The organism is Rhizobium albus, assembly GCA_030160035.1.
In the GTDB taxonomy this organism is placed as follows: domain Bacteria; phylum Pseudomonadota; class Alphaproteobacteria; order Rhizobiales; family Rhizobiaceae; genus Georhizobium; species Georhizobium albus.
Genome location: BSNO01000001.1, coordinates 912936 through 927608, shown reverse-complemented (window position 1 = coordinate 927608; position 14673 = coordinate 912936). Strand labels below are relative to the sequence as shown.

General features: G+C 61.5%; 15 protein-coding genes. 10 read left to right on the top strand and 5 right to left on the bottom strand.

Translation table 11 applies throughout. The features are described 5' to 3' along the window. Positions 1 to 197: 197 nt before the first annotated feature. On the top strand, positions 198 to 1172 hold the full coding sequence (gene trxB, locus QQL76_RS04405) for an NAD(P)/FAD-dependent oxidoreductase (protein WP_499206550.1): 975 nt from the start codon (positions 198 to 200) through the stop codon (positions 1170 to 1172). 31 nt (positions 1173 to 1203) lie between these two features. After that, a complete protein-coding gene (locus tag QQL76_RS04400) occupies positions 1204 to 2106 on the top strand; it encodes a LysR family transcriptional regulator (RefSeq protein ID WP_499206549.1) in 903 nt (300 codons plus the stop codon). A gap of 638 nt (positions 2107 to 2744) precedes the next feature. Here QQL76_RS04400 and QQL76_RS04395 read toward each other — a convergent pair. Further along, the gene (locus QQL76_RS04395) at positions 2745 to 3947 is read right to left on the bottom strand and encodes a pyridoxal phosphate-dependent aminotransferase (protein ID WP_499206548.1); all 1203 of its coding nucleotides are present in this window, start codon (positions 3945 to 3947) and stop codon (positions 2745 to 2747) included. Between the two features lie 200 nt (positions 3948 to 4147). Here QQL76_RS04395 and QQL76_RS04390 point away from each other — a divergent pair, with 200 nt between their 5' ends. Together QQL76_RS04390 and QQL76_RS04385 are read left to right on the top strand one after the other, a co-directional pair. Beyond that, on the top strand, positions 4148 to 5095 hold the full coding sequence (locus tag QQL76_RS04390; RefSeq protein WP_499206547.1) for an EAL domain-containing protein: 948 nt from the start codon (positions 4148 to 4150) through the stop codon (positions 5093 to 5095). Positions 5096 to 5149: 54 nt separating this feature from the next. Continuing rightward, entirely contained in the window at positions 5150 to 5638 is a 489-nt protein-coding gene (locus QQL76_RS04385; RefSeq protein ID WP_499206546.1) for a DUF1499 domain-containing protein, read from the top strand. A gap of 7 nt (positions 5639 to 5645) precedes the next feature. On the opposite strand, the gene QQL76_RS04380 is transcribed toward QQL76_RS04385, so the two are convergent. Next, entirely contained in the window at positions 5646 to 6707 is a 1062-nt protein-coding gene (locus tag QQL76_RS04380; protein ID WP_499206545.1) for a DUF1176 domain-containing protein, read from the bottom strand. Between the two features lie 134 nt (positions 6708 to 6841). Between QQL76_RS04380 and QQL76_RS04375 the strand changes: the two genes are divergently transcribed. The 3 genes from QQL76_RS04375 (at position 6842) to QQL76_RS04365 (ending at position 8920) form a co-directional block, all read left to right on the top strand. Next, positions 6842 to 7735 (top strand): DMT family transporter, encoded by an 894-nt coding sequence (locus tag QQL76_RS04375; RefSeq protein WP_499206544.1) that lies wholly within the window; start codon positions 6842 to 6844, stop codon positions 7733 to 7735. 282 nt (positions 7736 to 8017) lie between these two features. After that, positions 8018 to 8233 (top strand): cold-shock protein, encoded by a 216-nt coding sequence (locus QQL76_RS04370; protein WP_126009215.1) that lies wholly within the window; start codon positions 8018 to 8020, stop codon positions 8231 to 8233. Between the two features lie 213 nt (positions 8234 to 8446). Then, positions 8447 to 8920 (top strand): BA14K family protein, encoded by a 474-nt coding sequence (locus QQL76_RS04365; protein ID WP_499206543.1) that lies wholly within the window; start codon positions 8447 to 8449, stop codon positions 8918 to 8920. Positions 8921 to 8983: 63 nt separating this feature from the next. Here the strand turns inward: QQL76_RS04365 and QQL76_RS04360 are convergent, their stop codons facing one another. From QQL76_RS04360 to QQL76_RS04350, 3 genes are all read right to left on the bottom strand, one after another. Continuing rightward, entirely contained in the window at positions 8984 to 9631 is a 648-nt protein-coding gene (locus QQL76_RS04360) for an MBL fold metallo-hydrolase (protein WP_499206542.1), read from the bottom strand. 103 nt (positions 9632 to 9734) lie between these two features. Then, positions 9735 to 10748 carry a hypothetical protein gene (locus tag QQL76_RS04355; protein ID WP_404864144.1) on the bottom strand — a complete coding sequence of 338 codons (1014 nt, stop codon included), beginning with the start codon at positions 10746 to 10748 and terminating at the stop codon, positions 9735 to 9737. A gap of 130 nt (positions 10749 to 10878) precedes the next feature. Then, positions 10879 to 11769 carry a branched-chain amino acid aminotransferase gene (locus QQL76_RS04350; RefSeq protein WP_499206541.1) on the bottom strand — a complete coding sequence of 297 codons (891 nt, stop codon included), beginning with the start codon at positions 11767 to 11769 and terminating at the stop codon, positions 10879 to 10881. Between the two features lie 183 nt (positions 11770 to 11952). Here QQL76_RS04350 and QQL76_RS04345 point away from each other — a divergent pair, with 183 nt between their 5' ends. Genes QQL76_RS04345 through QQL76_RS04335 form a run of 3 tightly spaced genes read left to right on the top strand, consistent with a single transcriptional unit; the run spans position 11953 to position 14658 of the window. Continuing rightward, entirely contained in the window at positions 11953 to 12435 is a 483-nt protein-coding gene (locus tag QQL76_RS04345) for a MarR family winged helix-turn-helix transcriptional regulator (RefSeq protein WP_499206540.1), read from the top strand. Between the two features lie 57 nt (positions 12436 to 12492). Further along, positions 12493 to 13203, top strand: coding sequence for a response regulator (locus QQL76_RS04340; RefSeq protein ID WP_126009203.1), 711 nt, complete (start codon positions 12493 to 12495; stop codon positions 13201 to 13203). A gap of 15 nt (positions 13204 to 13218) precedes the next feature. Continuing rightward, complete coding sequence (locus QQL76_RS04335) at positions 13219 to 14658, top strand: sensor histidine kinase family protein (RefSeq protein WP_499206539.1); 1440 nt, start codon at positions 13219 to 13221, stop codon at positions 14656 to 14658. Positions 14659 to 14673 lie beyond the last annotated feature (15 nt).

The window sequence follows — 14673 nt, the reverse complement described above, 5'->3', positions numbered from 1 at the left end:
ATTGCGTTCATTTCGCCGTTTCACGCAATTTTATTGCGGGGCGATTCTCGTGTCTCCAAGTAGCACAATCGCCGCAAATGCGAGATACCTCTTGTGAGAAAGTCGTGGGTACGCCTTGAAACGGCGGCGCCCCCATTCGTAGATTAGCGACAGTGGTGATATGGACTGTCGCCAAAGACCAATAGGACATTACCGACATGAGCGAGCGTCACACGCCGGTCCTGATCATCGGCTCCGGCCCCGCGGGATACACCGCCGCCATCTACGCAGCCCGCGCCATGCTGAAGCCGATCGTCATCGCCGGCATGGAACAGGGCGGCCAATTGATGATCACCACGGATGTGGAAAATTATCCGGGCTATGCCGATCCCGTTCAGGGCCCCTGGATGATGGAGCAGATGCTCAACCAGGCGATCAATGTGGGCGCTGAAATCGTCAACGACCTCGTCGTCGAGGTCGAGACTGACCGCCGCCCCTTCCGCGTGCGCACGGATGGTGGGCAGGTCTTCACCGCCGATGCCCTGATCATCGCCACCGGCGCCAAGGCCAAATGGCTCGGCATCGAGAGCGAGCAGACCTTCATGGGCTTCGGCGTCTCGGCCTGCGCCACATGCGACGGCTTCTTCTATCGCGGCAAGGATGTCGCGGTCGTCGGCGGCGGCAACACCGCTGTCGAGGAAGCGCTCTATCTCTCCAATCTCGCGAAATCCGTCACGCTCATCCACCGGCGCGAGGGCCTTCGTGCGGAACGCATCCTTCAGGATCGCCTCTTCGCCAAGGACAACGTGAATGTCGTCTGGAACGCCGTGATCGACGAGATCACCGGAACGCCGGCCAAGCCGCCGATGCCGCCTTCCGTGACGGGCGTGCGGCTCAAGGATACGCAGACGGGTGAAATCAAGGATCTCGCTGTCGACGGGGTCTTCGTTGCGATCGGTCATGCGCCGGCCGTCGATCTGTTCAAGGACAAGCTCCGGATGAAGCCGAACGGCTATCTCTGGAGCGCGCCGGATTCGACGGCGACCGACGTGCCGGGCATCTTCGCCGCCGGCGACGTGACCGACGACGTCTACCGGCAGGCGGTCACCGCAGCGGGCATGGGCTGCATGGCGGCGCTCGAAGTAGAACGATACCTTGCCGGCTACGTCCACATCGCGGAAGCGGCCGAATAAATAAGACGACCTGAGGGGATGGTCTGATCACATGGTAGCTCCATTGGACTGGGACAAGCTGCGGATTTTTCACGCAGCCGCCGAGGCGGGTTCGTTTACCCACGCGGCGGACGCCCTGCATCTGTCGCAGTCCGCGATCAGCCGCCAGGTCAGCGCGCTGGAACACGAAGTCGGCACCAAGCTCTTCCACCGCCATGCCCGCGGCCTCATCCTGACCGAACAGGGCGAAATGCTCTACCACACGGCGCATGACGTGCTGCTCAAGCTGGAGACGGTCCGCGCCAGGCTGACCGAGACCAGCAACAAGCCAAGCGGCAAGCTGCGCGTGACGACGACGGTTGGTCTCGGCCAAGGCTGGCTGACGGAGAAGGTCCAGGAGTTTCTTGAACTCTACCCGGAAATGCAGCTTCAGCTGATCCTCGACAATGAGGAGCTGGATGTGAACATGCGCCACGCGGACTGCGCGATCCGCCTGCGCCAGCCGCAACAACCGGACCTCATTCAGCGCAAGCTCTTTACGGTGCATCTGCACGTCTATGCATCGCCCGGCTACATCAACCGCTTCGGCGAGCCCAGATCGCCTCAGGATCTTGACGGCCACCGCATCATCACCTTCGGCGAGCCGGCACCGGGCTATCTCCTCGGCCTCAACTCGCTCGAGGTCGCCGGTCGGACCGCCGACAATCCCCGCGTGCCGCACCTGCAGATCAACAATCTCACTTCCGTGAAGCGGGCGGTGCAGATGGGCATCGGCATCGCCATGCTGCCTGACTACATGGTCGGCCGCGATTCGGGCCTCGTGCAGCTGGAGACGACCGCTGACGCCCCCTCCTTCGACACCTATTTCTGCTATCCGGAAGAAATAAAGAATGCCGCCAAGCTGAAGGCATTTCGCGACTTCCTGATCTCGAAAGCCAGAAACTGGAACTATTAGGCGATGGAGTTCAGCACACCGTTAATTTGGTCACGATTAGAAAAATAAAAATATAATCCAATACCGAAAAACGAGTGATCCCAAATCAAGGCATTGACGGATGACCGAGGCATCGGTTCCAGCGGCGGCGGAATGATGCCTCGCTCGCGCGCGAAATTCTCCAGATCAGAGCTAGGTCGCATTTTCCGGCCTCGGAAAATTCTAAAACCCCAATATGCCATCGACAGGAAAATAGCTGGATAGAACCCGAGGAAGCCGGAAACGAACATCAATGGTCGTGTGAGGAGACTACTTAGCGGAAACACAATTGCCTCTTTGGCGCGCAACGATCCTGCACCGTTGCCTCTTCGACATCCACCGTCCAGTGATATGTGCGTGACGCATGGCAGAAATGCGCGGCCGAACCTTGCCGTTTGCCTATCGAAGCATCATATCGCCTACAGCAGATGCACACGGTGACTACTTTCCTCCCACGTCATCGCATCTTGCTGTTCCCCTCTGGAGGTTTTGACCTTCAAACTTAAAAGGGCCCGGGTCTTCCCGTGGCCCTCTTTTTTTGTCCGGATATCCGCCCGCCATAAAAAAGCGCCGCCCACGAAGCCGGGAGCGGCGCTGTGTTCGGCGTCAGATTGGCTGCCTCAGCGGCAGGCGGCGCAGAAGCGCTGGATGCGGCTGCAGGCTTCTTCGAGAAGCTCTTCCGAAGTCGCGTAGGAAATGCGGAAGTTCGGGCCGAGGCCGAATGCCGAGCCGTGCACGACGGCCACGCCTTCGGCTTCCAGAAGCTCGCTCACGAAATCCTCGTCCGTTTCGATGACCTTGCCGCTCGGCGACGTCTTTCCGATCAGGCCTGCGCAGGACGGATAGACGTAGAACGCGCCTTCCGGCGTCGGGCAGTTGATGCCCTTGGCCTGGTTCAGCATCGACACGACGAGATCGCGGCGCCGTTCGAAGATCTTCTTGTTCTCCGGAATGAAGTCCTGCGTCCCGTTGAGCGCTTCGACAGCGGCCCATTGTGCAATCGAGCAGGCACCCGAGGTTTGCTGGCCCTGGATCATGTCCATGGCCTTGATCAGCTGAAGCGGACCAGCCGCATAACCGATGCGCCAGCCCGTCATTGCATAGGCCTTTGATACGCCGTTCATCGTCAGCGTGCGGTCGTAGAGCTTCGGCTCCACCTGAACCGGCGTCGTGAAGGTGAAGTCGCCGTAGACAAGATGCTCGTACATGTCGTCGGTCAGCACCCAGACATGCTCGTGCTTCAAAAGCACGTCCGTCAGGGCCTTCAGCTCAGCCTCGCTGTAAGCGGCGCCAGAGGGATTCGACGGTGAGTTGAAGATCAGCCACTTGGTCTTCGGCGTGATCGCCTTGTCGAGCGCGTCCGGTGTCAGCTTGAAGCTGTTGTCGATGGTCGTTTCGACGAAGACCGGGGTACCGCCGCAGATCGCGACCATTTCCGGGTAGCTCACCCAGTAGGGAGCCGGGATCACGACTTCGTCGCCGGGGTTCATCGTTGCCATGAAGGCGTTAAACAGGATCTGCTTGCCGCCGGTGCCGACGATCGTCTGGGACGGATCGTAGTCGAGCCCGTTTTCGCGCTTGAACTTGTCGGCGATCGCCTTGCGCAGTTCCGGGATGCCCGAAACCGGCGTATATTTCGTCTCGCCGCGATTGATCGCAGCGATGGCCGCGTTCTTGATGTTGTCCGGCGTATCGAAGTCTGGCTCACCTGCGCCAAGCCCGATCACGTCCCGGCCCTGCGCTTTCAGTTCGCGGGCCTTCTGGCTGACAGCGATCGTTGCCGATGGTTTGACGCGCGAGAGCGCGTCGGCGAGAAAAGCCATGCTCTTTACTCCGGTTCGATGACACCGGTGCGCCGATTGAAGTGCGGCACGCGCCGGCGGGGAAAATGCCGGTCTGGTATGTCCAATCTGCCCGCGACTTTCAAGCGCACCGGCAAGATCAGTGGGCCGGTTGTGTTAAGAAGATGTCAGTTGGAAGCTGCGACAGTGCCTGATCGGCCGCTTGGGAGAGAGACGGGGCGATGCAGAACCATACGCTCTCGCAAAATATCGTTCGGCAGCAAGATGGCTGGTACGCTGCCGTCTATGGTCCCTTTGCGCTCAAATCCGCATTCCAGCCGATTTTTCGCCAGATCGGGCACGGCAAACTCCGCCTGGAAGCCTTCGAAGGCCTGATCCGGCCGAGCAAGGGCGGCCAGAGCGTTTCGCCCTACGGGTTTTTCGCAAGCGTGCCCCCGGAGGATGGCGGGCCTGTCGATGCGCTCTGTCGCCAACTGCATCTTCTGAACATGGGCCAGCTCGATCGACCAACGGCGACGTTGTTTCTCAACTTCGATCCGAGGCTCTTCAACGATGCGCGCACAACCGCAACGGAAGTCGCGCGCCTCCTGGATCTCACCTCGCAGATCGGCCTGGCACCGCGGCAGATCGTCTGCGAGATCACCGAAAAGAAGGCTGCCAATCGCGCCGCGCTCGTCGCCGTCGTAGACGATTTCCGTGGATGCGGTTTCCGCATCGCGGTCGACGACTATGGCGCGGAAGATTCCGACATCGCGCGCATCGAACTGCTCAAGCCCGACATCGTGAAATTCGACGGGGATTGGGTGCTGCGCTATATGGAACATGCACCCGGTGTAGACCTGCTGCGGGACACGGTGCAGCGGTTCCGGGCAAACGGCATCGCGACATTGTTCGAGGGACTGGAGCATCCATGGCATGTAGATGTCGCGATCGACTTGAAGGTGGATCTGCTGCAGGGCTACGCGCTGGCGAAGCCGGACACGATCCTCGGCAAGTTCAACGATCTTTTCCCCGATCAACCGGGCGCCTCATCAATAACCGAGGCACCGCGGTTGCACGAGGCAGCCGTGGCTCCCGTGCTGCCGGAAGCGCCGTCGATCATCGCTCCGCCACCCGTCCCGCAGCGGCCAATCACGGCCCGAAAAACCTTCGGCAAACGCGGCCGCTAAGCCGCCCCGGCATGATATGACCGATTTGCTGGCCCCGATTGAAGCCATCTGCGAATGAAGATGTTCTTCGTAATCCTCGTCGTCGTCATCGGCCTCATCGTTCTGGCGGCCATCGTCTATGGTCGCGAACGCATCTGGGAACGCATGACCGGACCGGCGGATCTCGGCCGCTATGATTTCACGCAAGGCCGGAGCAGCGGTTCGCCCAACGATGCCCTTGCGTGCACCGAGGGCGCCTGCACTGCACCAGACGTCACGATCGCGACGCCCGACCAGCCGCCGACCGAGATCGTTGCCCGGCTTGCCGACCGGCTCGCAGCCATCGAAGCGCATGTGCGTCGGGTCGATGATCGCAGCAATCCCCTCTATGCCCGCTTCGTCGTCTACACGCCGTTGATGCGCTTCCCCGATACGCTCGACATCGAAGTCACTGAACGTTCGGATGGCGCACCCGCCATCCGCGCCTATTCCCGCTCGAAACTGGGGCGATCGGATCTCGGCACGAACAGGAAGCGGCTGGAAGAGCTTTTCGACGTCAGGTGAGCAGGCGCTACTGCGCAGCCGGCCAGACAAGCGGCCAGGAGTCTGGGCCGTCGCCATAATCGCCGTCGCAGTCGTCCTTCACACGCTGTTCGACAAGCGTAAGAGAGGGGCCGTACCCGTCGTTTGCCACAGACCAGACCGACAGCGTTCCACAATCGCCGATGCCGCGCCCCTTGAAGAAGGATGTGATCCGGTCGGTCTTCTGGTCGAAATCGATGTTGTAGGCGAAGGGCTGCGATTGCGGGCCATCCTCGCCCATCACCGGAAAATCCCGTGCGCGCACGGTGGCGAGTTCACCGCCGATATAGACCGCATAGGGGAAATTGTAGGCACCGCCGAGCCCGCAGGGCAAAAGCAGCATCACGCCCTCATCGCCGCGATCCACGAGCACGCCTTCCATCGCGGCAAAGCGGTCGTCGTCGAGGCCGCCGCAATAGCCCATGTCGTCGGTGAAGTCCGCGGCGATATGGGCTGGCAGTTCGTCGAAGGAGGTGATCGCACTGATCGGCGATGAAGCCGGCGGCTCGCGATCGCCGATGGCGTGCAGCGCATCGGTGCGCTCCAGGCGGTCCTGGCTTTCGTCGATGAAGAGCAGCGACGCGGTGACGCCCGAAAGCGACACTTCTGTGATCGCCGATGGATCGTCGGACGAAATCGAGACAGTCATCGCCGTACCGTTCTTCATGGCCTCGATCAGGCTGCGCAGAACCGCATCGTCCTCGAAGTGAAGCTCGGAATAATCCTCGCGCCGCTCCGCCCCGGCAAATTCAAGCGACAGGGCCGGGCCGCCCGTGATCTCGATATCCATGCGTGCGTTTGCGTCCGGAAGCGTCTCCCGAAAGCCGACGGTGAGTTCCACCGGGGCATCCGGCGCGTTGCTGCGGCTGAAAGTGAACGCATAGAACGGCGCGTCATCCGGCAGGGTCGGCGTCAGCCGGCAGGTGAGCGCAGAGGAGCAGTTCACCTGCCAGTCGCGAAACTCGCGATATCCGGAGGCGACTGCAGCCTCCGTAAGGATGAAAAGCCCGACTGCGGCGAGCGAAAGGTGCTGTAAGTGGGCCTTTTTCATCCAGCAGATCCTCGGCGTGGCGACGATAATGCCGCGCGTCTTGCAGCGGCTTTCACCAACTGTTAGCGCAAGTGCGGGCGATAGCAATCCGACTCCTGTCGTCGTCCTGCCCCTCTCCTTCCCGCTGGCTTTTGATGTCCCGTCTGCTTGCCAATTCCATCCTGCTGACCGCCGGCGCCATTTGGGGCATGGGCTTCGTGGCGCAGTCGACCGCGATGGACGCGATCGGTCCGCTGCTGTTCGTCGCCCTGCGTTCCGCCATCGCCATGCTGGTGACGCTTCCCTTCGCGATCGCCGAAGGTCGAAGGGCGGCAGACGGCCCCGTCATCGCCTTCAGCCCGGGCTTCGTGCTTGCCGGCCTCGCGCTTTTTGGCGGCATCGTCTTCCAGCAGATCGGACTGGTGACCACGACCGTCACCAATTCCGGATTTCTGACCGGCCTTTACGTGGTCTTCGTTCCAATTCTCATGACGGTGATCCTGAGGCGGCCGCCGCATCCCGTCGTGTGGCCGGGCGCGATCCTCGCCTTTGCCGGCCTCGTGCTCCTCTCCGATGGTGCGCTCACCTCGCTCCGGCCGGGCGACCTCTTCACCATTCTCGCCGCAGTCTTCTGGGCCATGCAGGTGATCCTCGTCGGCCGGCAGGCATCGATGACCGGCCGACCTGTTGCGCTGGCCCTCATGCAGTTCAGCGTCTGCACCCTGCTTGGCCTTGCCGCAGCGCTTGTCTTCGAACCCATCGAGTGGACCGCGATCCAGGCAGCATTGCCCGAGATTCTCTATGCAGGCGCCATCGCGAGCGGCCTTGCCTTTACCCTGCAGGCCATCGGCCAGCGTTATGCCGCGCCCGCCACTGCCGCCATCCTGCTGTCGACCGAAGTGCTTTTTGCCGCCCTTTTCGGCGCCGTACTGCTCGGCGAAACCATCGGCAGCCTCGGCTATCTCGGCGGCCTCTGCATCTTCGTCGCCATCCTGCTCATCGAAGTCCTGCCTGCGCGTCAGGCTCGAAACGCTGCCGCCTCCAGTTGAGATTTCGCAAGAAACTTTCACTTGCGAAATCTAAGGAGTTCAATCAGTCTTCCCATTGTTCGGACCCGTCGCGAACGAAGGAAAGATGCGTTCCGGAGACGCAAGAATCCTCCGGGCGGATAGACTTGGCCTTGCTTGTCGAAAGCATTGGCAGCCGCAACAACACGAACACTTTTCCTCTCATGACCGATCGAGACCGAGGCATGCCCCATGCATGCAGTGGGGTCGTTCAAGCATGGCCGCGCGCCACCCAGCGGGCGGCGGAAAAAGGGACTGCGTAGAATGCCCGAGACCGGTACAGTCAAGTTCTTCAATTCCGAAAAAGGCTTCGGCTTCATCAAACCCGACAGGGGCGGCGCCGACATCTTTGTCCATATCTCTGCCGTGCAGGCCTCCGGCTTGTCGGGATTGGCCGAGAACCAGAAGGTCAAGTTCGACACCGAGCCCGATCGACACGGGAAAGGGCCGAAAGCGGTGAACCTCGCCGTAGACGGCTGATCAAACAGCTCGAGGCCAAGTGCTTGCGGACATGAAAACCTCCCGGCCATGCGTGGCCGGGCATCTCTCCGCTCATAAAATCGTACGGCGGGAAGCTCACGAAATTCGTTCAGCCAGCGTTCAGGCAGCACCCGATAAATTCTCATCATCGCCCAGCGCTTCCAAAGGCTGCGGGGTTCTGTTCAGGAGCGAGGCTCCTTGGGGATCAAGACCATGAAGAAATTGTCGCAGATGCTTGTTCTTGGTGTCGCCGCAGCGGCGACCCTCTTCACCACGCTGGCTCCGGCTGAAGCAGGCCATCGTCATTGGCACAACCGTGATCGCGGCGATGCCGTTGCGCTCGGTGTGCTGGGTCTCGCCGCCGGCGCCATCATCGGCGGCGCGATTGCCGACAGCAACAACAACCGCCGCGTCTATATCGATCCGGCGCCGACTTATTACCCGCCGCAGCCGACCTACTACCCGCCGGCGCCCAGCTATCAGCCTGCCTTCCGGCCTGCGCCCGTCTACCACCCGGCGCCAGCCTATCGCCCGGCCCCGGTCTACCGGCCTGTCGTCAGCCAGGGTTTTCAGCCCTGGAGCCCAGCATGGTACGACTATTGCTCTCGCCGTTACCGGTCCTTCGACCCCTCGTCCGGCACGTTCGTGGGCTATGATGGTCAGGAGCGCTTCTGCGTCGCCAACTGACGATCGATCGAACGTCGCGACGAAAAGGCCGGTTCGCAAGAACCGGCCTTTTCGTTTTGTGGGTCAAAGACCCTTCAGATAGGGATTGGTCAGCCGCTCCTCGCCAATGCGACCACCGGGCCCATGCCCGCAGAGAAAGCCGAAATCGTCGCCAAGCGGCAGCACCTTGTCCTTGATCGAACGAAGGAGGGTGTCGTGATCACCGCCCGGCAGATCTGTCCGGCCGATCGAGCCGCGAAACAGAACGTCGCCGACATGGGCGAACTTGGCTTCGTCATTGACGAAGATGACGTGGCCAGGCGCGTGTCCCGGACAATGGCGCACGGTGAAGACGTGACCGCCGGCGCTCACGCTGTCGCCATCGTCGAGCCAGCGATCGGGTGTGCAATTGCGCACCGGATCGTCGACGCCAAACCGGCGGCCCTGCTCGTCCAACCCCTCGAGCAGGAAACCATCATCCCTGTGCGGACCGATGATGTCGATGCCGAGTGCTTCTTTGAGCTCCATGGCACCGCCCGCATGGTCGATATGTCCGTGCGTCAGCCAGATCGCCTCGATCACGAAGCCGTTTTGCGCGATTACTTCCTGAATCTTGTCCACCTCACCACCCGGGTCGACAACGACACCGCGCTTGGTCTCGCTGTCGAAGAGGATCGTGCAATTCTGCTGAAATGCCGTGACCGGGATGATGCCTGCCTGAAGTTGTCCCATAAGCGAAACCCCTGTTGCTGACGCGGGCTAGCACCTCGCGCTCCATGTGAAAAGGGCCGCCTCTCAGAGACGGCCCATAGATCGCAATCTCGAAAATGTGTGCTTAGAGTTCCATCAGCTCACGCGTTCGCGCACCGCCGAAGCCGGCAACGGCCGAAATCCCGGCGCCGATGAGGCAGGCCAGAAACGCCCAGAGCGACGCGCTGGAAATCGCATCGGCTGCCTGAGCGGCCTGCTCGCGCGCTTGCGCTTCAAGCTGCTCGATCTCCGTGCCGAGACCCTGGACCGACTGGACAGCGGCATCGACCTGTTCGCGCACGGACGTCGAGAACTCTTCGTAACGGGCAATCGCCTGGTCGGTCGCCTGCTCGGCCTCCTGCTGGGTCATGTCGGTGTTTTCAGTCAGCGAAGCAACGATCGCATTGCGATCGATCTCTTCGCCAAACCCTTCAAGACGCGTCTGCAGGTCGTTGGCGAGATTGTCCAGAACAGCAGCATACTCCGTCGGGTTGCTGCGGAGCGCTTCGAACGCATCGGCAAAGTCCGCCCGCGTACCCTGCAGTTCCTCGGAGATCGCTTCCGGCTGAAGGGCCTCGATATCGGTGTCCTGGAGAAGCTCACGAATGTCGGCAGCGGCACCCTCGGCGTCCACATCGGCGAACTGGTCTTCGTCGAAATTGGAAACGACGGCGGAAATCGCATCACCGCCGAGGCCAGCAGTGGTGGAAATGGCAGAGCCGGTCAGCGAGGCGACCGAGCCGATCGCCGAGCCTGCGAGCTGCGTCGCACCGCTGATGGCGAATGCCGAAAGAACGACAGCGGCAATCAAAGCTGTAGCCCAGGACAGAAGACCGTGGACCCAGCCAGCCTGCAGCGAGAGGTAACCTGCAACGAAACCGCCGGCGGCAAGGCTGATGAAGAGCGACAGAACGGACCAAATCCCGAACCCGACACCAATGCCGCCGAGCGGATCGTTCGACTGGGGATCTACGGCGCCAAAGCCGAGACCGGCGCCCAGAAGGGAAAGGAGAATGGAAACGGCAATCACAGTTACTGCGCCGCCGAAAATGCTGCCCCACGAAGCGACGGGGGTTACAACACCGTGTCGATCAATCATCTGAGTTTTCCATGATAGAGAAAGCGGCGCCGAGGGCGCAGCATCACTCCCAAAAACGAAGATCACTCAGAAAATGTTCCGCCGGACCACGTCCCGTGATCCGGCGTAATGGCACAATATTCGAGCTGCCCTATTCGGCGGCGAGACGTTTCGGCTGCACTTCGGCAGCGTAGTCGTTGACGAGATTGGTCGCGATTTCACCGACGGTAAAGCTGTAGGGCCCGATTTCGGAAACCGGCGTCACTTCCGCCGCCGTGCCGGTCAAGAAGCACTGCTCGAAGCTTTCCAGTTCTTCCGGCATGATCGCCCGTTCCACGACCTCGTAGCCGCGGCGCTTTGCCAGATCGATGACCGTGCGACGGGTGATGCCGTCAAGGAAGCAGTCGGGCGTCGGCGTGTGGATGACGCCGTCCTTGACGAAGAACACGTTGGCGCCCGTCGCTTCGGCCACCTGGCCGCGCCAGTCGAGCATCAGGGCATCGGCATAGCCCTTCTTCTCGGCTGCGTGCTTCGAAAGGGTGCAAATCATGTAAAGACCGGCCGCCTTCGACTTGGAGGGAGCCGTGCGCGGATCCGGCCGGCGGTATTCCGCCATATCAAGGCGGATGCCCTTCAGCTTCTCTTCCGGCTTGAAGTAGCTCGGCCACTGCCAGATGGCGATCGCGACATTGATCCGGTTGGCCTGGGCGGAAACGCCCATCATCTCCGAACCGCGCCAGGCGATCGGGCGAACATAGGCGTCCTGAAAACCCTGCATTTCGAGAAGCTTGATGCAGGCATCATCGATCTCGGCCACGCTGTAGGGAATATCGAAACCGAGGATCTCGCCGGACTTGATGAGGCGTTCGGTGTGTTCGGTCAGCTTGAAAATGCGACCGCCATAGGCCCGCTCGCCCTCGAATACCGCCGAAGCATAGTGAAGACCATGCGTCAGCACGTGGATCTTCGCGTCCTTCCAAGGCACGAATTCGCCATTGAACCAGATGTGACCATCGAGTTGATCGAAAGGAACGGAAGCCATCGTGTTTCCTCCGCCGCGCCGGAGCTCTTGTGGATCGGTTGCGGCTCTAGTTGTGGACGCCCATCTGCATGACCCGGCTACGCGTCGAACCCGGCCGGTACAGTTTGAGGCAGAACGAAAAGCTAGCAATCCGGTAAAAATATGTCAATATGCCTGACATATCTGAAAGGATCGAACGCGACGATGGCACCAGGCGCAACAAAATCGCAGGCAGCCGAGACAGGCAGAAGCCAGGCTTCGGATCTCGCATCCATCGATACGGAACTCATCGAGCTTCTGTTCTTCGCCTATCGAGACTTCACATCGGACCCCGACCAGATCCTCCAGCGCATCGAATTCGGCCGGGCGCACCACCGTGTGCTCCACTTTGTCGACCGTCAACCAGGGCTGACTGTTGCAGATCTGCTCGACACGCTGCGCATCACGAAGCAGAGCCTCGCCCGCGTGCTGAAGCAGCTGGTCGATGCAGGCCACATCCATCAGGTCATGGGCGCTGAAGACAGGCGGCAGCGGAAGTTGTATACGACCGAAAAAGGGCGCAAACTCGCACTCGATCTGGCAAAGCCACAGTCTCGCCGTATCGCGAAGGCATTGCGCGATCTGCCCGCCGGGAGCCGCGAAACGGTCGTGAGTTTCCTGCGCGGCATGCTGGATGGGGGCAAGTAGCGACCGGCGGTGGACCTTTGCCGCCGCCCGGCGTGCAGAGGATGTGAGAGGTACTGCGTGACACAAAATCCATCGCCTGAACCGATTTCCGACGATGCTGCCCATCTGCTCGTCGTGGATGACGACACCCGCATCCGCGATCTCCTGAAGCGCTATCTCTCCGAACGCGGCTTCCGCGTCACGACCGCAGCCGACGCTGCGGAAGCGCGCCGCAAGCTCGAGGGCATCGATTTCGATCTGCTCATCCTCGACGTGATGATGCCCGGTGAGTCCGGCGTCGATCTCACGCGCAGCCTGCGGGCCGTAAAGGACGTGCCCATCCTGATGCTGACGGCGTTGACGGAAGCCGACAACCGGATCGAAGGCCTCGAAGCCGGTGCGGACGACTATCTGCCGAAGCCGTTCGAGCCGCGCGAACTGGCACTGAGGGTCAGCAACATCCTGAAGCGCGGCGCGCAGCCGGCAACGCCCAAGATCGAACAGGTGGTCTTCGGTCCCTACACCTTCGTGATCACCAAGCGCGAGCTGAAACGCGCCGGCGAGCCGATCCGCCTCACCGACCGCGAGCAGGAGATCATGACGCAATTCGCCGAACGCGCCGGCGAAACGATCCCACGCCATGAACTTGTCGGCTCCGACGCCGAGGTCGGCGAACGCACGATCGACGTGCAGATCAACCGCCTGCGCCGCAAGATCGAGACCGATCCTGCAAACCCCATCTGGCTGCAGACTGTCAGAGGCATCGGCTACCGCCTGAGCGTGGAATAGACGGAGGCTTGGCCGATGGGTCGGCACGAGAGACAGCCGACCGATGCGGCACAGGCACCGCCGCAGGCGGGCCCGGGCCAGCACGCCTTGTCCGCGAGCTCGCTGGAGGACCGCCGCCCCGTCAGCGGCCTGCGCCGCGTAACGCGCTGGCTCAAGCGTCGCGTGCCACGCGGTCTTTACGCACGGGCGCTTCTGATCATCATCCTGCCTATGGTGATCCTGCAGTCGGTGATCGCGTTCAACTTCATGGAACGACACTGGCAAACCGTGACGCAACGTCTCTCGACAGCGGTGACGCGCGACATCGCGGCAATCATCGACGTCATCGAGACCTATCCGCAGACACCGGACCACGCCGAGATCATTCGTATTGCGCGTGAGCGCCTGGCGCTCAACATCGCCATTGAACCGCCGGGAGACCTGCCTCCACCCCGGCCGAAGCCGTTCTTTTCGATCCTCGATCGCATCCTGTCGCAAGAACTGTCCCGCCAAGTGCGCCGCCCCTTCTGGATCGACACGGTCGGCAATTCCGATCTCGTCGAAGTGCGCATCCAGATGGACAATTCGATCCTCCGGATCTTCGCGCGGCGCAGTCAGGCCTATGCGTCCAATACCCACATCTTCCTGCTCTGGATGGTGATCACGTCACTCGTGTTGCTCGCCATCGCCATTCTCTTCCTGCGCGGTCAGATCAGGCCGATCCTGAAGCTTGCGGAAGCGGCGGAGCGCTTCGGCAAGGGCCAGAAGCTGTCCGGTTTCCAGCCGCGCGGCGCCGACGAGGTGAGACGCGCGGGCCAGGCCTTTATCCAGATGCGCGAGCGCATCGAGCGGCAGATCGAGCAGCGCACGGCGATGCTTTCGGGCGTCAGCCACGATCTGCGCACCATCCTGACGCGCTTCAAACTGCAACTGGCCTTTCTGGGGGACAGCCCGGAGGTCAAAAGCCTCAACCAGGATGTCGAGGACATGCAGTTGATGCTGGAGGGCTACCTCTCGTTCGCCAAGGGCGAAGCGGAGGAAGACATCGGCACGCTGAACATCGAGACGCTGTTCGGCCGCATCCGCGACGAGGCGGCCCTGCTCGAATCCGGCATCATGATCTCGATCGATGGCGATCCGCTGGTCAACGTCCGGCCAAACGCCTTCTCGCGGCTCGTCCACAACCTCACGTCGAACGCGTTTCGATATGCCGACAATGTGCGCCTCACGGCTGTCCACGGGCCGCGATGGCTGACGATCACGGTCGATGATGACGGCCCCGGCATCCCGCCGAAGGCGCGCGAGGATGTGTTCAAACCATTTTTCCGGCTGGATGAAGCGCGAAATCTAAACGAGAGCGGCACCGGGCTCGGCCTCGCCATCGCCCGCGACATCGCACGCAGCCATGGCGGCGACGTGATACTGGATGACAGTCCAATCGGGGGCCTGCGGGCAATCATCCGCGTCCCGGCGTGACAGACGCGACCTGAA